General features: G+C 73.5%; 19 protein-coding genes. 7 read left to right on the plus strand and 12 right to left on the minus strand.

Features of this window, described 5'->3' with window-relative positions:
* The first annotated feature begins 176 nt into the window (after positions 1-176).
* Entirely contained in the window at positions 177-761 is a 585-nt protein-coding gene (locus ACGGZK_RS02530) for a DJ-1/PfpI family protein (protein ID WP_395244690.1), read from the plus strand.
* A 108-nt stretch (positions 762-869) separates the two neighbouring features.
* Positions 870-1,925, plus strand: coding sequence for an NYN domain-containing protein (locus tag ACGGZK_RS02535; protein WP_395244691.1), 1,056 nt, complete (start codon positions 870-872; stop codon positions 1,923-1,925).
* A gap of 69 nt (positions 1,926-1,994) precedes the next feature.
* On the opposite strand, the gene gdhA is transcribed toward ACGGZK_RS02535, so the two are convergent.
* On the minus strand, positions 1,995-3,350 hold the full coding sequence (gdhA, locus tag ACGGZK_RS02540) for an NADP-specific glutamate dehydrogenase (protein ID WP_395244692.1): 1,356 nt from the start codon (positions 3,348-3,350) through the stop codon (positions 1,995-1,997).
* A gap of 255 nt (positions 3,351-3,605) precedes the next feature.
* Between gdhA and ACGGZK_RS02545 the strand changes: the two genes are divergently transcribed.
* Both ACGGZK_RS02545 and ACGGZK_RS02550 read left to right on the plus strand, forming a co-directional pair.
* Positions 3,606-4,385 (plus strand): FadR/GntR family transcriptional regulator, encoded by a 780-nt coding sequence (locus ACGGZK_RS02545; RefSeq protein WP_395244693.1) that lies wholly within the window; start codon positions 3,606-3,608, stop codon positions 4,383-4,385.
* The gene (locus ACGGZK_RS02550) at positions 4,379-5,791 is read left to right on the plus strand and encodes an alpha-hydroxy-acid oxidizing protein (protein ID WP_395244694.1); all 1,413 of its coding nucleotides are present in this window, start codon (positions 4,379-4,381) and stop codon (positions 5,789-5,791) included. The genes ACGGZK_RS02545 and ACGGZK_RS02550 overlap by 7 nt, the downstream gene beginning before the upstream one ends.
* A gap of 120 nt (positions 5,792-5,911) precedes the next feature.
* On the opposite strand, the gene ACGGZK_RS02555 is transcribed toward ACGGZK_RS02550, so the two are convergent.
* From ACGGZK_RS02555 to ACGGZK_RS02575, 5 genes are all read right to left on the minus strand, one after another.
* A complete protein-coding gene (locus tag ACGGZK_RS02555) occupies positions 5,912-6,805 on the minus strand; it encodes a YidC/Oxa1 family membrane protein insertase (RefSeq protein WP_395244695.1) in 894 nt (297 codons plus the stop codon).
* A gap of 206 nt (positions 6,806-7,011) precedes the next feature.
* Positions 7,012-7,323 carry a DUF6412 domain-containing protein gene (locus ACGGZK_RS02560; RefSeq protein WP_395244696.1) on the minus strand — a complete coding sequence of 104 codons (312 nt, stop codon included), beginning with the start codon at positions 7,321-7,323 and terminating at the stop codon, positions 7,012-7,014.
* A 41-nt stretch (positions 7,324-7,364) separates the two neighbouring features.
* Complete coding sequence (locus ACGGZK_RS02565) at positions 7,365-7,955, minus strand: hypothetical protein (RefSeq protein ID WP_395244697.1); 591 nt, start codon at positions 7,953-7,955, stop codon at positions 7,365-7,367.
* 3 nt (positions 7,956-7,958) lie between these two features.
* Complete coding sequence (locus ACGGZK_RS02570; RefSeq protein WP_395244698.1) at positions 7,959-8,309, minus strand: hypothetical protein; 351 nt, start codon at positions 8,307-8,309, stop codon at positions 7,959-7,961.
* 132 nt (positions 8,310-8,441) lie between these two features.
* Positions 8,442-10,730: a glycoside hydrolase family 3 C-terminal domain-containing protein gene (locus tag ACGGZK_RS02575; protein ID WP_395244699.1), complete on the minus strand. Its 2,289-nt coding sequence runs from the start codon at positions 10,728-10,730 to the stop codon at positions 8,442-8,444.
* A 121-nt stretch (positions 10,731-10,851) separates the two neighbouring features.
* Between ACGGZK_RS02575 and ACGGZK_RS02580 the strand changes: the two genes are divergently transcribed.
* Together ACGGZK_RS02580 and ACGGZK_RS02585 are read left to right on the plus strand one after the other, a co-directional pair.
* Positions 10,852-11,517 (plus strand): TetR/AcrR family transcriptional regulator, encoded by a 666-nt coding sequence (locus ACGGZK_RS02580; RefSeq protein ID WP_395244700.1) that lies wholly within the window; start codon positions 10,852-10,854, stop codon positions 11,515-11,517.
* Positions 11,518-11,686: 169 nt separating this feature from the next.
* A complete protein-coding gene (locus ACGGZK_RS02585) occupies positions 11,687-12,496 on the plus strand; it encodes a helix-turn-helix domain-containing protein (protein WP_395244701.1) in 810 nt (269 codons plus the stop codon).
* Between the two features lie 14 nt (positions 12,497-12,510).
* On the opposite strand, the gene ACGGZK_RS02590 is transcribed toward ACGGZK_RS02585, so the two are convergent.
* The 5 genes from ACGGZK_RS02590 to ACGGZK_RS02610 all read right to left on the minus strand — a co-directional run bounded on the left by ACGGZK_RS02590 (position 12,511) and on the right by ACGGZK_RS02610 (position 17,408).
* Positions 12,511-13,749, minus strand: coding sequence for an MFS transporter (locus ACGGZK_RS02590; protein ID WP_395244702.1), 1,239 nt, complete (start codon positions 13,747-13,749; stop codon positions 12,511-12,513).
* Positions 13,750-13,866: 117 nt separating this feature from the next.
* Positions 13,867-14,238 carry a VOC family protein gene (locus ACGGZK_RS02595; RefSeq protein WP_395244703.1) on the minus strand — a complete coding sequence of 124 codons (372 nt, stop codon included), beginning with the start codon at positions 14,236-14,238 and terminating at the stop codon, positions 13,867-13,869.
* Between the two features lie 65 nt (positions 14,239-14,303).
* Entirely contained in the window at positions 14,304-14,999 is a 696-nt protein-coding gene (locus ACGGZK_RS02600) for a helix-turn-helix transcriptional regulator (protein ID WP_395244704.1), read from the minus strand.
* Between the two features lie 63 nt (positions 15,000-15,062).
* On the minus strand, positions 15,063-15,848 hold the full coding sequence (locus ACGGZK_RS02605; protein WP_395244705.1) for a polyprenol monophosphomannose synthase: 786 nt from the start codon (positions 15,846-15,848) through the stop codon (positions 15,063-15,065).
* Positions 15,849-15,890: 42 nt separating this feature from the next.
* Positions 15,891-17,408 carry a peptide MFS transporter gene (locus tag ACGGZK_RS02610; protein ID WP_395244706.1) on the minus strand — a complete coding sequence of 506 codons (1,518 nt, stop codon included), beginning with the start codon at positions 17,406-17,408 and terminating at the stop codon, positions 15,891-15,893.
* Positions 17,409-17,580: 172 nt separating this feature from the next.
* On the opposite strand from ACGGZK_RS02610, the gene ACGGZK_RS02615 reads away from it, so the two are divergent.
* Positions 17,581-18,363, plus strand: coding sequence for a DUF4097 family beta strand repeat-containing protein (locus tag ACGGZK_RS02615; RefSeq protein ID WP_395244707.1), 783 nt, complete (start codon positions 17,581-17,583; stop codon positions 18,361-18,363).
* A 63-nt stretch (positions 18,364-18,426) separates the two neighbouring features.
* Here the strand turns inward: ACGGZK_RS02615 and ACGGZK_RS02620 are convergent, their stop codons facing one another.
* The gene (locus ACGGZK_RS02620) at positions 18,427-19,224 is read right to left on the minus strand and encodes an LLM class F420-dependent oxidoreductase (protein WP_395244708.1); all 798 of its coding nucleotides are present in this window, start codon (positions 19,222-19,224) and stop codon (positions 18,427-18,429) included.
* Positions 19,225-19,281 lie beyond the last annotated feature (57 nt).

The raw sequence follows: 19,281 nt of genomic DNA on the forward strand, positions 1-19,281 counted from the left end.
CCGGTGGTTGAGCCTGTCGAAACCACGACGATTCCCGACCCGTTTCGCACACTGTGCGAACCCGGGCTGCACGACCCCGGCCCGCCGCCGCACGATGGCCGAGGCATCCGCACGCGGCACCGCCGCCCGGCCCGAGCCATCCGGCGCAGGCCACCCCAGTACAGAGAGGTACCCCGATGTCCAAGATCCTCATCCTCACCGGCGACGGCGCCGAGACCCTCGAGGTGTTCTACCCGTACCACCGCCTCCAGGAGGCCGGCTACGAGGTGCACCTCGGCGCCCCGGCGAAGCGCACCCTGCAGTTCGTGGTGCACGACTTCGTCGACGGCTTCGACACGTACACGGAGAAGCCCGGGCACGTGTGGCCCGCCGACGTCGCCCTCGCCGACGTCGACCCGGCCGACTACGCGGCGATCGTCATCCCCGGCGGCCGTGCGCCCGAGTACCTGCGCAACAACCCCGACGCGAAGCGCATCGTGCGCCACTTCTTCGAGGCGGATGCCCCGGTCGCGGCCACCTGCCACGGTCCGCTGCTGCTCGCCGCGGCGGGCGTGCTCGAGGGCCGCACGTCGAGCGCCTACCCGGAGCTCGCGATCGACGTCGAGACCGCCGGCGGCGTGTTCGAGCACGGCGGCGGCGTGGTCGACGGCAACCTGGTGACGGCCCGCGCCTGGCCCGACAACGGCACCTGGATGAAGGCGTTCCTCGCGGTGCTCGACGAGGCCGGCGTGCACCCCGCCGCCGGGGCCGCCGCCGCGTAGCGCACGGGTCGGGCGGCACCTCCTCGCTCGGGCGCGACGCCGTCGTGCCGCCCGACCGTCCAGGTGCCGCCCGACCGATCCCAAGGGTCGCGGCGTAGGCTCGGGGGCATGGCCGCCCAGTCCGAGCCCCGCATCGCCCTCTACTTCGACTTCGACAACATCGTCATCTCCCGATACGACCAACTGCACGGCGACGGCGCCTACCGCAAGGACACCTCGCGCACGAAGGCCCCCACCGCGGGCACGCAGGCCGCCGGCCGGCTCGTGGAGGCCACGGTCGACGTCGACGCCGTGCTCGACTTCGCGGCCACGTTCGGCACGATCGCGCTCGCGCGCGCCTACGCCGACTGGTCGACGCCGGTGAACGCGAGCTACCGCGGCCAGCTCATCGACCGGGCCGTCGACCTGGTGCAGCTCTTCCCGCTCGTGCGCGGCATGAAGAACGGCGCCGACATCCGGCTCGCGGTCGACGCCGTGGAGGACCTCTTCCGCCTCGACGACCTCACCCACATCGTGATCGTCGCCGGCGACAGCGACTACGTGCCGCTCGCCCAGAAGGCCAAGCGCCTCGGCCGCTACGTCGTCGGCATCGGCGTCGCCGGCGGCACGAGCCGTGCCCTCGCCGCCGCGTGCGACGAGTTCGCCGACTACGACGCGCTGCTGACGACGGATGACTCCGTCGACGACGAGGACGAGGCGGATGGCTCGTCCTCGCCGACGCCCGTGACCGCACCGGCCGCCAAGTCGGGCCGAGGGCGCGGCCGACGCGGCTCGGGCAGCGGCGGCGCGAAGGCCGGCGGCGCCGACGGCGGCGAGGCCCCCGACGACGTCGAGGCGCCCGCGGCATCCGCCCCGCCGAAGGCGACGGGACTGGCCGTCGCCTTCGCGGCTCCGCCGCAGCCGGGCGAGGCCGTCGCGGCCAACGGCCCGTCGCGCAACCCGAGCCGACTCCTGCTGAAGGCGCTCGAGCTCATGCGCGCGAGCACCGACCAGGAGTGGCAGCCGTCGGTGGCGGTGAAGAACCAGATGCTGCGCATGGACCCGTCGTTCCAGGAGCGCCGGCTCGGCTTCGGGTCGTTCACCGACTTCCTGAAGTCGCGCGGCGGCGTCGTCGAGCTCGACGAGCAGGCGAACCGCATCCGCATCCGCCCGAAGAAGGCGTGACGCCGCCGCCCCGGGCGGGGCGACGACGTCAGGTGGTGCGTCTGCGCCAGGTACAGGCGGTCGGATGCCTCAGATCACGCCGAGGGCGAGCATCGCGTCGGCGACGCGGGTGAAGCCCGCGATGTTCGCGCCGAGCACGTAGTCGCCGGGCACGCCGTACTCGTCGGCGGTCTCGGCGCAGCGCTCGTGGATGCCCTGCATGATCTCGGCGAGGCGGGCCTCGGTGTAGTCGGCGCCCCACGAGTCGCGCGATGCGTTCTGCTGCATCTCGAGCGCGGAGGTCGCGACGCCGCCGGCGTTGGCCGCCTTGCCGGGGGCGAACAGCACGCCGGCCTCGCGGAGCAGGCGCGTCGCGCCCGGGGTGGTCGGCATGTTCGCGCCCTCGGCGACGGCGACGACGCCGGCGTCGATGAGGAGCTTCGCGTGCGACTCGTCGAGCTCGTTCTGCGTGGCCGACGGCAGCGCGACCTGCACGTTGTGCTCGCGGGCGATCTCCCACACGGGCAGGCCGGGCAGGTAGGTCGCGCCGTCGCGCTCGGCGGCATAGGCGTCGATGCGGGCGCGGCGCACCTCCTTGACGTCCTGGAGGAGCGCGACGTCGATGCCGGCCGGGTCGTAGACCGAGCCGCCCGAGTCGGAGGCGCCGACGACGCGTCCGCCGAGGGCGTGGATCTTCTCGATCGCGTAGGTCGCGACGTTGCCCGACCCGGAGACGAGCACGTCGAGGCCGTCGAACGCGAGGCCGCGCGACTCGAGCATGTGCTGCGTGAAGAACACGGCGCCGTAGCCGGTGGCCTCGGTGCGCACGAGCGAGCCGCCCCAGGTGATGCCCTTGCCGGTGAGCACGCCCGACTCGTAGCTGTTGGTGATGCGCTTGTACTGGCCGAAGAGGTAGCCGATCTCGCGGCCGCCGACGCCGATGTCGCCGGCGGGCACGTCGGTGTACTCGCCGATGTGGCGGTGCAGCTCGGTCATGAACGACTGGCAGAAGCGCATGATCTCGGCGTCGCTCTTGCCCTTGGGGTCGAAGTCGCTGCCGCCCTTGCCGCCGCCGATGGGCAGGCCGGTGAGGGCGTTCTTGAAGATCTGCTCGAAGCCGAGGAACTTCACGGTGCCGAGCAGGACGCTCGGGTGGAACCGCAGGCCGCCCTTGTACGGGCCGAGCGCCGAGTTGAACTGCACGCGGAAGCCGCGGTTGATCTGCACGCGGCCGCGGTCGTCGACCCACGGCACCCGGAAGATGATCTGGCGCTCGGGCTCGCAGATGCGCTCGAGGATCGAGGCGTCGACGTAGCGCGGGTGCTTCTCGAGCACGCGGTCGAGGGACTCGAACACCTCGTTGACGGCCTGGTGGAACTCGGTCTCACCGGGGTTGCGGGCGAGCACGCTCGCGTAGGTCTCGGAAATGGCGCCGTTCACGGCCATGGTTCTCTCCAACGGCAGGTACTTGAATGCCCCGGGGCGCGATGCGGCGGGGCAGGGGAAACGGAGGTCCGCGCGAGGGTGGTGCGCGGCTGGTCGCGCTCGGGTCGGGGCGCGGGGTTCGGTCTTGCCATCGGCGGGGACATCGTCGGCCGTTCGCCTCATACAGGCTATCGGACGATCTCGACCGTTTCCTCCGAGTGGTCTGACCACGTACACTGAGGTCAGACCACACGTCCGCGATGAGGAGGAAGCCGGATGTCCCTGCCCGACGTGGCCCCCGCAGCCCCGGCCCCGCGCGCCTGGGAACAGGTGCTCGAGCACGTCGAGTCGCGGCTCCTCAGCGGCGAGCTGAACGCCGGCGACCGCCTCCCCGGCGAGCGCGCGCTCTCCGTCGAGCTCGGCGTCGGCCGGTCGAGCGTGCGCGAGGCGCTCCGGGTGCTGGAGGTGCTCGGGCTCATCCGCACCGCCACCGGCTCCGGCCCGAACGCGGGTGCCATCATCGTCTCCACGCCCGGCGGCGCGATGGGCTCGCTCATGCGGCTCCAGGTCGCCGCCCGCGGGTTCCCCGTCGCCGACATCGTGCGCACCCGCCTCATCCTCGAGTCCGCCGTCGCCGGCGAACTCGCCGACGCCGTCGCCCGCGGCGTCGACGAGGACGCACCCGACGGCGCGCCCGACCTCGCCGACGCCGAACGGCTCCTCGCCGCCATGGACGACGACGGGCTCGAGGCATCCGAGTTCCTCGCCCTCGACGCGGCGTTCCACCTCGCGCTCGCGGAGGCATCCGGCAACCAGGTCGTCGCCGCGACCATGGCGGGCCTGCGCAGCGGCATCGAGGCGTACGCGAGCGCGGGCGTCGCCCGCCTCGCCGACTGGGATGCCACGCACGCGCGCCTGCGCGAGGAGCACCACGGCATCGTGCGGGCCATCCGCGCCGCCGACCCCGAACAGGCGCGCCGCGCCGTCGCCGACCACATCTCCGGCTACTACGCCGAGACCCTGCCCCGATCCACCGAGGAGACCAGCACATGGTGAAGCGCCAGATGCCCAACCCGCGCGAGCTCGCCCAGCTCATGCGGTTCAAGACCCCGACCGCCAACCCGACCGACCGCCGGCTCGAGAAGGCGCTGACGATCGCCGACCTCCGCGACATCGCGAAGCGCCGCACGCCGAAGGCGCCGTTCGACTACACCGAGGGCGCCGCCGAGGGCGAGCTGTCGCTGCAGCGCGCCCGCCAGGCGTTCCAGGACGTCGAGTTCCACCCGTCGATCCTGCGGAACGTGCCCGTCGTCGACACGACCCGCGAGGTGCTCGGCGGCACCAGCGCGCTGCCGTTCGGCATCGCCCCGACCGGGTTCACCCGCCTCATGCAGACCGAAGGCGAGATCGCCGGTGCCGGCGCCGCGGGCGCCGCGGGCATCCCGTTCACGCTGTCGACGCTCGGCACGACCTCGATCGAGGACGTGAAGGCCGCGAACCCGAACGGCCGCAACTGGTTCCAGCTCTACGTCATGCGCGACCGCGAGATCTCGTACGAGCTCACCCGCCGCGCCGCCGCCGCCGGGTTCGACACGATCTTCTTCACCGTCGACACGCCCGTCGCCGGCGCGCGCCTGCGCGACAAGCGCAACGGCTTCTCGATCCCGCCGCAGCTCACCCCCGGCACGATCATCAACGCGATCCCCCGCCCGGCGTGGTGGATCAACTTCCTGACCACGCCGCCGCTCGAGTTCGCCTCGCTGTCCACGACCGGCGGCACGGTCGGCGAGCTGCTCGACTCGGCGATGGACCCGACCATCTCGTTCGACGACCTCGAGATCATCCGCTCGATGTGGCCCGGGAAGATCGTCGTCAAGGGCGTGCAGAACGTCGAGGACTCGAAGAAGCTCGCCGACCTCGGCGTCGACGGCATCGTGCTGTCGAACCACGGCGGCCGCCAGCTCGACCGCGCGCCCATCCCGTTCCACCTGCTGCCGCACGTGGTGCGCGAGGTGGGCGGCGACCTCGAGGTGCACGTCGACACGGGCATCATGAACGGCGCCGACATCGTGGCATCCGTGGCGCTCGGCGCCCGGTTCACGCTCATCGGCCGCGCCTACCTGTACGGCCTGATGGCGGGCGGCCGCCGCGGCGTCGACAAGACCATCTCGATCCTGAAGGGCGAGGTCGAGCGCACCATGAAGCTGCTCGAGGTCGCGACCCTCGACGAGCTCGGCCCGCAGCACGTGACCCAGCTGTCGCGCCTCCAGCCGATCGCCCGGCCCCTCGCGGATGCCGCTGAGCAGGCCGCCGCCTCGAAGCCGACCGTCGTGCGCACGCCGCGGACCACGGCGGCGGCGAAGTCCGCCGGCGCGTCGGCCACGTCGGCCGCGGCGAGCAAGCCGGCGGCGACCACCGCGAAGCCGGCCGCCCGGAAGGCCGCGGCGAAGCCGAAGGCCTGACGCCGGGCGCGCTTCCCGGCCGCCTCGGTCCTTCTACAGGAGATTCGGCCCCATCCCCCGCCCACAGCAGGGATAGGGCCGAATCTCCTGAAGAACGGATGCCCGATTCAGCGCCCGGGCTCAGGCGGCCGGGCTCGGTGTGCCGGCGACCGCCGCGCCGCCCGCCCCGGGCCCGTCGAGCAGGAGCCGACGCAGCACCTGCCGCTGCACGAGCGTCCAGGTCACGGTCACCGCGAGGTAGAGGCCGGCCGCGACGGGCACGAACGGCACGATCACCGCGGTGAGGAACGGCAGCACGGCCGCGAGCGCACCGATGGCCGCGGCGCCCGGGACCGCCGGCGTGCCTACGGCGCCGGCCGAAGCCGTCGAAGCCGCCAAGCCCGCGGAACGGCCCGAGCCGCCCGCGCTCCCCGCTCCCCCGCCCGCGGCGGCGTTCCGGGCCGCCGTCGCCCGCTGCTCCGCCCGCATCATCCGCCTCGTCAGCTCGCCGACCACGACGGCCACCAGCACGAGCGCCACGGTCACCGCGAGCAGCGCGGGCGTCACCGCGCCCGCCCCGACCGCGTGCGCGAACGAGGAGCCGAGGGGCACGCCGAAGAGGGTCTTGCCGAGCAGCGCGTTGGCGTGCCCGTTCACCGTCTGGAGGATGAACAGGGCGTACACGACCGAGATGACGGGCGCCTGGATCAGCGTGGGCAGGCACCCCGCGAACGGCGAGACGCCCTCGCGCGCGTAGAGGTCCATCGTCGCCTGCTGCAGGCGCTCGGGGTGCTTCGCTTGCTTCCGTTGCAGCTCGGCGAGCTGCGGCGCGAGCCGGCGCCGTCCGCGTTCGGCGCGCACCTGTGCGACGGCGGTCGGGATGAGCGCGGCGCGCACGGCGAGGGTGAGCAGCACGACCGCGAGGGCGGCGCTCGCGCTGCCGGCGACGGGGTCGAGGATCGTCGAGATCCAGTGGAGCAGGCCGTAGGCGGCGTCGATCACGGCCGCGATGGGCGGGAAGTCGTAGAGGTTCATGGGAGTCCTGTCGGTCGAAGGGATGGTCGTCCGGTTCGGCCGCGTGGACGCGCGACGGATGCCCCGCCGGGGGCGGGACCGTCGACGGTCGTCGATCGTCGCGAGGAGTGGAGCGCCTCGAGCGCCTCGCGCACCCGGAGCCCGGGGGCGTGTCGGAGGCGGCAGGCGGGTCGCGCCCGCTCAGGCGGGCAGCGGCACCTCGCGGCTCACGCGGCCGCGAGGAGTGACGGCGCCCTGGGCCGGGTTCGGCCCCGCGCGTCGGGATCGCTCTGCGCGAGGAGGCGCGAGCGGTCGACCGTCTGGCCGCGGTGCACGGCCGCGGCGGGATCGGGGTCGACGGGCAGCGGTCGCACGCGGGCGACCAGCACGATCGCGACGGCGCCGAGCGCGCCGACGAGGAGCAGCACGACCGCCGGGCTGCCGTCGGCGCCGAGCGCGGCGGCCGCGTCCGCGGCCGACACGATGCCGTGCACGACCGCAGCTCCGAGCTGGAGCACGGCGGCGAGGACGGCGATCACGCGTTCATGCTACGCCGTGCCCGCCGACGCATGCTGGGAGCTCAGGCCGTGCCCGTGCCCGTGCCCGTGCCCGGGCGCGCGGCCGGGCCGGCAGCCGAGCCGCCCGATCGCGGCGTCGGCCGCCGCCGGCGCTCGCGGGCCGCTTCGGCATCGGTCGGCGCGACGATGGACTGCGTCACGACGCCCGCCGCGATCTTCTTCGCCCACCCCCGCACGCGCTTCGCCTGCGCGCGGCGCCGCTTCATGAGCTTCGCGTTCGCCTTGGCGCGCTTCGCGATCTCCTCGGGCGGCACGCCCGGCGCGAGCACGCTGGTCGGCACCCGCCCGGCCCGACCTCGCTTCGCGTCGGACTCGTTCCGCACGCCGCGCCGCGGCGTCGTCGCGGCGGCCGCCCGCTGCAGCCGAACGGTTGCCCGGGCGGCCGTCCGGGCGGCGAGCCGGGGCGAGTGCCCCAACTGCTCGCGGGCGGCCTGCCGGGCGAGCTCCGCATCGGCCACGGCCAGCGACAGCCGGCTGCGGCGCCGGCTCCGGGGCATCCGCTCGGCGAGCTTCCCGGCCTCGCGCGATGCCGTCTTCGCTGCGGAGATCGCGGCCTTCGCCTGCTTGCGCTCGGCGCGGTCGGTGCGCGTCATCGCTCAGCCCTCCGCGTCGATCAGCTCGAGCAGCTTCCGCGCGGCGTCGCGGATCTCGTCGTGGTCGTACTGCCCGGCCCGGCTCTCGAGGGCGATCACCCCGCACCGGTGCACCTTCCGGAAGTCGCCGTACGGGAAGGAGTACGCCCCCTTGGTCTCGTCGTTCTCGCCGTCGTCGATGCCGAGGTGCCAGTGCCGGTACTCGGTCCAGCCGTGCTCCTCGACGAACGCGTTCTCCTCGTCGGCGCCGGGCTGGTCCTCGCTCCAGTCGTCGCGTTCGTCGCGCACGACCTTGCCGTCGCGTACGAGCGAGCGCGCGTGCCGCAGGGCGGTCTCGTTCAGCTTCACGGTCATGCCACCGGTCTACGCGGGGGCCGGACGACCCGGCAAGGGGTTGCGGAAGCGCCCGGACCGCGCTCCAGGTGCTCGTTCCTCGCCCGCGTACGCCGACTTCGCGGCACGCGGGCGAGGAACCCGCGCTCCGGACTACCGGGCGTTCGCCGCCGCCAGCAACTGCTCGATCTGCTCGCGCGTGACGGGCACGCCCGGGAACGAGACGAGCCGGCCGATCGGGAACGACGCCATCATCTTCTGCATGCCCTCGTCGGTGGCGAGCTCCGCGTCGACCGCGCCGCCGCCGAACCCGGCCATGGCCTGGCCGACGATCGGACCCGCGATCGGGTCGGCGAGCAGCTCGCCGATCGACGACTCGAGCGTGAGCGGCACGCGCACGTCGTCGCCGGCGACCTCGACGGTGGTCGTGAGGCGGATGTCCCGGCTCGACGCGCCGACCTCGACGGCGTAGGCACCGCCCTCGACGACCCAGCCGTCGACCCGGATGTCCCAGTACGCGAGGTCCTCGCGGCGGATGCGGAGCACGACCTCGCGCGACTCGCCGGCCTCGAGGGCGACGTTCGCGAAGGCCTTGAGCTCGCGCGGAGCGCGCTGCACCCGCGAGCCGGCGAGGCCGGTGTAGGCCTGCACGACCTCGCGGCCGGCGCGGTCGCCGGTGTTCGCCACGGTCACGCGCACCTCGATGCCGTCGGCGTCGGCGTTGGCCGAGGCATCCGAGTAGGCGAACGTCGTGTACGAGAGGCCGTGGCCGAAGGGGAACCGCACGGCGGCGTCGCGCGCGTCGTACCAGCGGTAGCCGACGAAGAGGCCCTCGCCGTAGCGGACGTGCCCGAACTCGCCGGGGAAGTCGAGGTACGCGGGGGTGTCCTCGATGCGGTTCGGGATGGTCTCGGCGAGGCGGCCCGAGGGGTTCACCCGGCCGTAGAGCACGTCGGCGATGGCACCGCCGCCGGCCTGGCCGCCGAGCCAGCCCTCGACGATCGCGGGCACGTCGCCCGCGAACGGCAGTTCGACGACGCCGCCGTTGGCGAGCACGACGACCACGTTCGGGTTCGCGGCGCGCACGGCCTCGAGCAGCGCGAGCTGCGTCGCGGGGAGGCCGAGGTGCTCGCGGTCCCAGCCCTCGGACTCGTCCGCGGCGGGCAGGCCGAGGAAGCAGAGCACGACGTCGGCGTCGGTCGCGGTGGCGACGGCCTCGGCGACGAGCGCCTGGGCGCCCGAGGCATCCGCACCGTCGATCGTGAAGCCGGGCGCGAACGCGACGCGCTCGGCGCCGGCGATGCGCTCGATCTCGGCGAGCGCGGTGTCGAGGCGGGTCGGGTTGATGAGCGAGGAGCCGGCGCCCTGGTAGCGCGGGGTGCGCGCGAACTCGCCGATTACGGCGACACGGCGGTCGCCCTGGAGCGGCAGGATGCCGCCCTCGTTCTGGAGCAGCACGACGCCGCGGCCGGCGGCCTCGCGGGCGAGGGCGTGGTGGGCGTCGACGTCGTACGACGCGTCGGCGTCGGCACCGGCGGCGGCCTGCTGGGCGAGGCGCACGGCGCGGGTCGCGGCGAGGTCGAGGTCGGCCTCGGCGAGCGAGCAGTCGCGCACGGCGGCGACGAGCTGCGCGTCGGTGCGACCGCCGGAGGCGGGCATCTCGAGGTCGAGGCCGGCGGGGAGGCCGACGACGCGGTCGTTCACGGCGCCCCAGTCGCTCACGACGAGGCCGGCGAAGCCCCACTCGTCACGGAGCACGCGGGTGAGCAGCCACGGGTCCTCGCTGGCGTAGACGCCGTTGATGCGGTTGTAGGAGCACATGACGGTCCACGGCTGCGCGTCTGCCACGACGCGGTGGAACGCGCGGAGGTAGATCTCGCGGAGCGGGCGCGGGTCGACGTCGCTCGAGGCGCGCATGCGGTCGAACTCCTGGTTGTTCGCCGCGAAGTGCTTGAGCGAGCCGCCGACGCCCTGCGACTGGAGGCCGTTCACGAGCGCGGCGCCGAGCGCGCCCGCGACGATCGGGTCCTCCGAGAGGTACTCGAAGTTGCGGCCGCACAGCGGCGAGCGCTTGATGTTGACGCCGGGGCCGAGCAGCACGCCGACGCCTTCGGCACGGGCCTCCTCGCCGAGGGCGCGGCCGACGCGCTCGAGCAGTTCGGGGTCGAAGGTCGAGCCGAGCGCGACGGCGGGCGGGAAGCAGGTCGCGGGCACGCTGTCGGCGATGCCGAGGTGGTCGGAGCTGCCGCGCTGGAGGCGCACGCCGTGCGGGCCGTCGGTGAGGACGATCGAGGGGATGCCCGCGCGCTCGACGGCCTTCGTCGACCAGAAGTCGGCACCGCTGGTGAGCGAGGCCTTCTCCTCGAGCGTGAGGCCGGCGACGATCTCGGCGGCCGGGGTGGCGGTGAAGGCGTCGGGCGTGGTGGCCACGGTGTCGGTCATGCGGCGAGTCCTGTCGTTTCCTGGGACGCCTCCTCGGCGAGGCGTCGACACGACGCTAGGCGAGGCATCCGCGAAAAGCAAGCGCTATTCGGTTTTGGGACGATCGCCGTAGGATCGACGCATGGCACGCCGGGGTTCGTACGCGAAGGGCATCGCGAAGCGCGAGGAGATCCTCGCGACCGCCCTCGACGTCATCGCGCGCACCGGCTACGGGCGCGCCTCCGTGCGCGAGCTCGCCGACGCCGTCGGCCTCAGCCAGGCCGGGCTCCTCCACTACTTCAGCTCCAAGGAGGAGCTGTTCGCCGAGATCCTGCGCAAGCGCGACGAGGTCGACGAGGCGCTCATCGCCGACGCCGTGCGCACCGCATCCGGGTCGGCCGACGCCGACGGGGGCATGCCCGTCGAGGGCTTCATGGAGACCATCCGGCACAACGCCGAGGTGCCCGGGCTCGTGCAGCTCTACACCCGGCTCTCCGCCGAGGCGACCGACGCCGAGCACCCGGCGCATCCCTACTTCGTCGAGCGCTACCGCGACCTGCGCGCCATCGCCGCGGAGAACCTCCGCGAGCGGCGGGAGGCCGGCGAGTTCGTCGCCGACCTCGACGCCGACCGCGCCGCCACCATGCTCATCGCCCTCGCCGACGGCCTGCAGACCCAGTGGCTCATGGACCCGTCGATCGACATGGCCGCGCACATCGAGGCGTTCCTCGCGCTGCTCGGCCGGCCCGCCCCGGCGACGCCGGAGCCCGCGCCGCCCGCGGCGGCGCCCGCGCCGCCCGCCCCCTGAACTCCGCGTTCCTCCGCGATCCTCCGCCGATCCTCCCCGGCGCCGCGTCATCCGGCGCCGCACCGGGAATGGCAGACGCCGCGGCGCGCTTGCACCCCTCATGTGCCAGCTCGAGGATCTGCACCCGCCGGGGACGGCGGTCGACGACACCCGCACCATTGACCTGCTCATGGAACACCTGCGGTGGTCGGTGATCGACCTCGGGCACCACGACCTCGCCGCCGGCGAGACCCGGCGCGAGGCATCCGACGCGTCGCGCTTCCACTTCGTGATCTCGGGGCACGTCGACCTGGAGCACGACGGCGCCCTGTACCGCCTCGAATGCGGCAACTTCGCCCTGCTCCCCCGCGGCGGCCGGAGCACTCTCAGGGCCGAGGCACCGGCGAGCGTCATCAGCACGTCGCTCGCGCTCACGAGCGGGCACCCCATGATGACGCGGGCGATGCCCCCGGTCCTGCACTCGTACGGGTTCCGGCAGCAGGAACCCGGCTTCGCTGCCCTGCTCGACACCGTCCACCGCGAGGCGGCGCTCGGCCGCCCCGGAGCGGACACCATGATCGCCGGACTCACCGACGTCGCCGTCTCCGCCGCCGTCCGGTTCTGGCTCGAGCACGGATGCGGCAGCGCCCGTCCCTGGCTCGCCGCGGCGGAGGATCGCAACCTCGGCCTCGCCCTCGCCGCCATCCACGACGACCCCGGATCGCCGTGGACAGTCGCCTCCCTCGCCCGCGTCGCCCACGCGTCGCGCTCGCAGTTCGCGGAGCAGTTCCGAGCCGCCGTCGGCGACACGCCGGCCCGCTACCTCGCGCGCGTCCGGATGAGGCAGGCCGAGCGGATGCTCCGCGAGGGCCAGCCCGTCAGCGGCATCGCGTTCCGACTCGGCTACGAGAGCGAGGAGGGCTTCAGCCGCGCGTTCCGCCGGCACAACGGCGTCGCCCCGAGCCGGTGGCGACGGGCTGCACTGCAGCCCGTCGCCTGACCCGGGGGAACGACTCAGCGCCGCGACCGGGGCCTCGCCGCCGTGAGCACGAGCGCGCCGAGCACCGCCGAGACGCCGCCGACGAGGAACGCGATCTCGACGCCGATCGAGTCGACGAGCACGCCGCCGACGATCGCGCCGATGGTGATGGCCGTCTGGAACGCGGCGACGACCAGGCCGCCGGCGCTCTCCAGCCGGTCGGGCGCCACCACCGCCATCCACGACTGGATCATCGTCGGGATCGCACCGAACCCGGCTCCCCACAGCACCACGGCGACGAAGGTGGCCACCAGGTTCGCACCCGACACCGCGAAGAGGATCGTCGCCAGGCCGATCGCCGCGGGCGCGGCCAGTACGAGCACGCCGAGGCGGCGGTCGGCCATCGGGCCCGCGACGAGGTTCCCGAAGAACGAGGCGACGCCGAAGATCGCGAGCAACAACGCCAGCAGGGCCGGGGTGAAGCCGTCGATCGTCTCGAACGCCGGCCGGACGTACGTGAAGCCCGAGAAGTGGCCGCCCGCGATGAGCACGACCGAGAGGATGCCGAGGGCGACGACCGGTCGCGCCGCCGTCTGCACCAGCGTGCGGAACCCGGGCGCGCCGGTCGGCGGCACCGACGGCAGCGTCGCGAGCTGCACCCCGAGCGCGATGACGCCGACCGCCGCCGCGCCGAGGAACACCAGGCGCCAGCCGACGAGGTCGCCGAGGAACGCCCCGGCGGGAACGGCGGCGATCGTCGCCAGCGACAGGCCCGCGTTCACGACCGTCATGGCGCGGCCGAGCCGATCGGCGGGCACGAGCTGCGCCGTGACGGCGAGCGACATGGCCCAGAAGCCCGAGATCGCGAGCCCGAGGAGCAGGCGCGAGGCGAGCATCATGGCGAAGACGGGCGACAGCGCGACCAGCACGTTCGAGGCCACGGCGAGCGAGGTGAGGCCGACCATCACCCACCGGCGATCGAGCCGAGGCAGCGCCGAGACGACGAGCGGGCCGCCGACGATGCCGATGAGGCTGGTCGCGGTCACGAGCTGACCGGCGACGCCCTCGGTGATGCCGAGGTCGGCGGCGATCGGCGACAGCAGGCTCGCGGGGAGGAACTCGCTCGCCACCATCGTGAAGATGCCGAGGCCGAGGGCGACGACCGCGGCCCAGGCGGCGCGGCGCGGCGCGGCGATGGCCGCGCCCGCGTCGGCGGACGCGGCGGATGGATCGGGGAGGGTCGTCGAGCCGGTGCTCGCGAGGTTCGTGGACATGTCACTCCTTGAAGGTCGGATTCCACCCTCGCGAAGGCGCCCCGCGGGCACCCGACCGTTCGTCGGCGCGACCCGATCGATCGTCCGGCGGTGCGGGGAAGGCCGGGGTTCCCGCGCTCAGGCGGGCCGGGAGAAGAGGTTGACGAGGTTGCCGTCGGGGTCGCGGAACAGCGCCGACCGGTTGCCCCACGGCATGGTGGTCGGTTCGAGCACGACATCCGCCAGGCGCTCGCGCAGCTGCGCGAATCGCGCGTCGACGTCGTCGACGAGGAACTCGACGATGACGCCGGATGCCCCGCCGGGCGTGGGAGCCTCGGCGCCGAGCATCCCGACCGTGACGGGATCGGCGATGGCCAGCGTCGCCCTGGCGGTGCGGATCTCGGCGAACACCGGGGCGGGCCTGGCTGCCTCGAGGCCGGTGACGAGTTCGTAGAAGTCCGCGAGTCGGGCGACGTCGCGGGTGATGAGGCGGATCGATGCGAATTCCATGCGTCGATCCTCGGTCGCGCTCGCGACAGCGTCGTGTCGGTGTTTCCCGAAGCCGTCGGCGGCGCTCACTCGAACGAGAGCGGGCGCAGGGTTCCGTAGGGGATCTCCAGGTCCTCCGCCCGGACGGTCCGTGCCGGCGGCCGCTCGCCGGTGGGCGCGGCCTCCACCACGCGGTCTCCGCGGAAGGCGCGAACGCCCCCGCGAAGCCGGCACCAGGCGACGAGGTACCAGTCCTGCCCCTTCCCGATGAACCCGAGCGGCTCGACGTCACGGCCCGTCTCCCGGCCCTCGGCGTCGCGGTAGCGGATGCGCAGCACGCGGTTCTCTCGCAGGGCGCGGGCGAGGTGGTCGGGGGCACCTCCGCGATCGGCGTCCTCGAGCAGGTGGACCCGGCCGGCCAGGGCGGCCGCCCGCCGCGCCTCCTCGGCGCCGAGCACCGCCGTGATCTTCCGGGAGGCGCTCAGCGCGGCGTCCCGGAACGGGCTCGTCGCGAGCCGGCCCAGGCCGACGGTGATCGCGAAGGCCTCATCGACCGTCAGTCCCAGCGGCGGCAGGGTGTGGCGCGCATCGATCGCGTACCCGCCGGTGCGCCCGGCATCCGCCCAGATGGGCACGCCCGCCGCCTGCAGGGCACCGAGGTCCCGCTCGATCGTGCGCACGCTGACCTCGAAGCGATCGGCCAGCCAGCGGGCGCTGCGCCGGCCCGGCGCTGCGGCGCGCAGCTCCTCCACGAGCGCGTAGAGACGGTCGGTGCGGGTCACTCCCGCACTCTAGGGCCACCTGCCGACCCCGCCGCCGCGATGCCGCCCGCTGCGGGGCTGCGCTCAGCGCGCCCGCCGCCGCCCTCCGCCGAACCACGACGCGATGCCCCACGCGGTCACCCGGCCCATCGCCTCGAGCACGATCGCGAGGCTCATCTTCGAGTCGCCGCGCTCGCGCTCGACGAACGTCACCGGCACCTCGACGATGCGCAGGCCCGACCGGTGCGCCCGCATGAGCATGTCGACCTGGAACCCGTAGCCGCGCGTGTGCACCTCGTCGCGATGCATCCGCCGCAGGCCGTCGGCACTGAATGCGCGGTAGCCCGCGGTGACGTCGCGATACGGGAGGCGGAGCATCCACCGCGAGTAGGCGCTGCCGCCGCGCGACAGCCACTGGCGATGCCGCGGCCAGTTCACGATCGACCCGCCCGGCACCCAGCGCGAGCCGATCACGAGGTCGGCGGATGCCCCGCCCGCCGCATCCTCGCCGGCTGCGAGGTCGCCCGCCGTCGCGTCGCCGCGCAGCGCGGCGAGCAGGTCGGGCAGTTGCTCGGGCAGGTGCGAGCCGTCGGCGTCGAGCTGCACGACGGGGTCGTACCCGCGGTCGAGCGCCCAGTCGAACGCCTCGAGGTACGCGGCCCCGAGCCCGTCCTTGCCCCGACGGTGCAGCACGTGCACCGAGGCATCCGCCGCGGCCAGTTCGTCGGCGAGCGCGCCCGTGCCGTCGGGCGAGGCGTCGTCGACGACGAGCACGGCTGCCGCGGGCACGGCCAGCCTCACTCGGGCGACGATCGGCGCGAGGTTGTCGCGCTCGTTGTAGGTGGGGATGACCACCAGGGGTTCGGGCACCCGTGCATCGTAACCGGCTCGAACGGCCCGGCCCGGCTCCCGCTATCGGACGCCCGACATGAGGCGCAGCACGCCGCGGCTGCCCACGGCGAGCGCGACGCCGAGGACGATCGCGATGCCGCCCAGCACGCCGAAGTACACCACCTCGTTGTCGGGGTCGTAGAACTCGGCGAGCCGTCCCGAGATCGCGGTGCCGAGCGCGACCGAGAGGAAGAACAGCGCGACCATCTGCGTGTGGAACAGCTTCGGCGCGAGCTTCGTCGTCACCGACAGGCCGACCGGCGACAGCAGCAGCTCGGCGACCGTGAACACGAACAGGATCCCGACGATCGCGAGCAGCGGGGTCGAGTTCGCGCCGCCGCCGGCGAACGGGAGGAACAGCAGGAACCCGACGCCCATGATCGCCGTGCCGAGCGCGAACTTGATCGGCGTCGACGGCTGGCGGTCGCCGAGCTTCGTCCAGATCGCCGCGAACACGCCCGACAGCACGATGATGAAGACGGGGTTGATCGATTGCACCCACGGCACGGGCATCTCCCAGCCGAAGAGGTCGCGGTTGAGCCGTTCGTCGCTGTAGATCGTGAGCACCGTGAACTGCTGCTGGTAGAGCGACCAGAACGCGACGGACGCGATGAACAGCGGCAGGAACCCGAGCACCCGTCGTCGCTCGACGGTCGTGATGTGCCGGCTCGAGAGGATCACGACGAAGTACGCGACGGCCGCGACGATGGTGGCGCCGATGACCCAGAGCACGAGGTTGCCCGCGGTGACCAGCCGGGTGAGCACGAGCACGGCGATGAGCACGACGGCCGCGACGCCGATGCCGATCACGAGCCCGCGACGCCCGGGCGGCAGCGGGTTGGGCACGACGGATGCCTCGGGCGGCAGCGACTTCCGCCCGAACGCGTACTGGGTCAGCCCGATGGCCATGCCGATCGCGGCGATCGCGAAGCCCCAGTGGAACCCGAGGGTCGTCTGCGCGAGGCCGGTGAGGATCGGGCCGAGGAACGCACCGAGGTTGATGCCGAGGTAGAACACGGAGAAGCCCGCGTCGCGCCTCGGGTCGTGCTCGTCGTACAGGGTGCCGACGACGCTCGTCGCGTTCGCCTTCAGTCCGCCCGATCCGAACGCGACGAGCACGAGGCCGACGCCGACGCCGAGGAACCCGGGCAGGAGCGCGAGCGCGATGTGCCCGGCCATGATGACGATGGCGCTGAAGAAGAGCACGCGCTCGCTGCCGAGCAGGCGGTCGGCGATCCACGCGCCGAGGATCGTCGAGAGGTAGACCGCGCCGCCGTAGGCGCCGACGATGCCGGCGGCCGACGCCTGGTCCATGCCGAGGCCGCCCTCGGTCGCCGAGTAGTACAGGTAGAGCAGCAGGATGCCCTGCATGCCGTAGAAGCTGAAGCGCTCCCACATCTCGACGCCGAAGATGTGCACGAGCGCGCGCGGCTGCCCGAGGAACCCGTGATCGTCCCTCGTCGTCCGTTCCCCGCCTTCGGCGACGCGGGGCTCCGGCGGCCCGACCTCACCGGGGGCGGGTTCGGTGACCTCCCCCATGCGGGCCAGCCTAGACCCCGGTCGGGCCGGAGGTCACGGCCGGCCCGGCCACGAGACCGGGCCACCCCGGGTCGCAGGACGGGGGCTAGCCCCCGGGAGCCGGGTGGCTCGCCCCAGTGCCGGCCGCGTGCACCGCTCACTAGCGTCGGAGACGATCGAGGAGGTTCCCACCATGTCCCGCCGCACCACCGCCCGCAGCACCCGCCCCGCCACCGCCCGCGCCGTCACCGTCGGCATCGCCGCCCTCTCGGCCGCGACCGTCGTCCTGGCCCTGAGCGGCTGCGGCTTCATCGGGCCGCGCCACATGTTCTCCGACTCCGCGTCGGTCGGCGCGGCCGTCACGCACGTCACGATCGACTCGCCGGACGGCGCCGTCGAGATCCGCGGCGTCGCCGGCGCCACCGAGGTCTCGATCGAGCGCACCGTCCGCTACCGCGGGCCGGAGCGCGAGGTCGGCGACACCCACCGGCTCGACGGCGACGAGCTCGTCCTCGGCGGCTGCGGCCGCAACTGCTCGGTCGAGTACGCGGTCGAGGTGCCCGCCGGGGTGGATGTCTCGGGCGAGACGTCGAACGGCGCGATCACGCTCGAGGACGTCGGCGAGGTCGACGTCGAGACCAGCAACGGCCGCATCGAGCTGACCGACGTCGCCGGCGAGGTCAGCGCCTCGACGAGCAACGGCCGGATCGAGGGCCGCGGACTCGCGGGCGACGGCGTCGACGTCGACACGTCGAACGGCGCCATCGACCTGGAGGTCGTCACCCCGCAGGACGTCTCCGCCGACACGTCGAACGGGTCGATCGATCTCGAGGTGCCGGCCGCCGCGTCGTTCCGCGTCGACGCCCACACGTCGAACGGGCGCACCGACATCGGCGTCGCGGACGACCCCGACGGCGAGTTCGAGCTCGTGCTGGGCTCGTCGAACGGGTCGATCACGGTCACGGTCGCCGGCTGACCGGTTCCGGTGCCGGTGCCGGTGGTCGAGCCCGTCGAAGCCGCGGGCTCGACCACCGCCCCGCTACGCGTTCTTCCCGTCGCGCCAGCGCAGCCAGTGCTTCACCGGCTCGAGGTCGTAGGCCGGTCCCGAGATGCCGACCGTGAACAGCCGCACCCCGGCCGCGTGCAGGGCGTCGGCGCGACCGTCGTCGCCGTCGCGGCCGAGCTCGTTCGAGACCACGATCTCCGAGACATCCCGGCCGATCGCGTCGCCGTGCCGCTTCAGCACGTCGAGCTTGTGGGCGAGGCCGTCGGGCTGCACGAACGAGTGCCAGATGTCGGCGTGCTCGGCCGCGATGCGGAGCGTCTTCTGCTCCCCCGCGCCGCCGATCATGATCGGGATGTGCCGGGTCGGCGGCGGGTTCAGCTTCGACCAGCGGTCGCGGATCCGCGGCAGCGCGGCATCCAGCGCGTTCAGCCGGGAGCCGGCCGTGCCGAACTCGTACCCGTACTCGTCGTAGTCGCGCTCGAACCATCCGCTGCCGGTGCCGAAGATGAAGCGGCCCTCACCGCCCTTCGCGGAGATGTGGTCGAGGGTGCGGGCCATGTCGGCCTGCAGGTCGGCGCCGCGGTAGGAGTTGCAGTTGACCAGGGTGCCGAACTCGATGCGCTCGGTCTGCTCGGCCCACGCGCCCAGCATCGTCCACGCCTCGAAGTGCAGGCCGTCGGCGTCGCCGTACAGCGGGAAGAAGTGGTCCCAGTTGAAGACGACGTCGACGCCGAGCTCCTCGAGCCGGAGGACGGTGTCGCGGATGGCGGGGTACTCGGCGTGCTGGGGCTGGACCTGCACGCCGATGCGGACGGGGGAATCGGCAGACATGCATTCCAGCCTAGGTTCGGCTGGGAGTCTCCCGCCCGCGCGCACGGAATCCGCGCA

The sequence above is a fragment of the Agromyces sp. MMS24-K17 genome (assembly GCF_043950245.1).
Lineage (GTDB): Bacteria > Actinomycetota > Actinomycetes > Actinomycetales > Microbacteriaceae > Agromyces.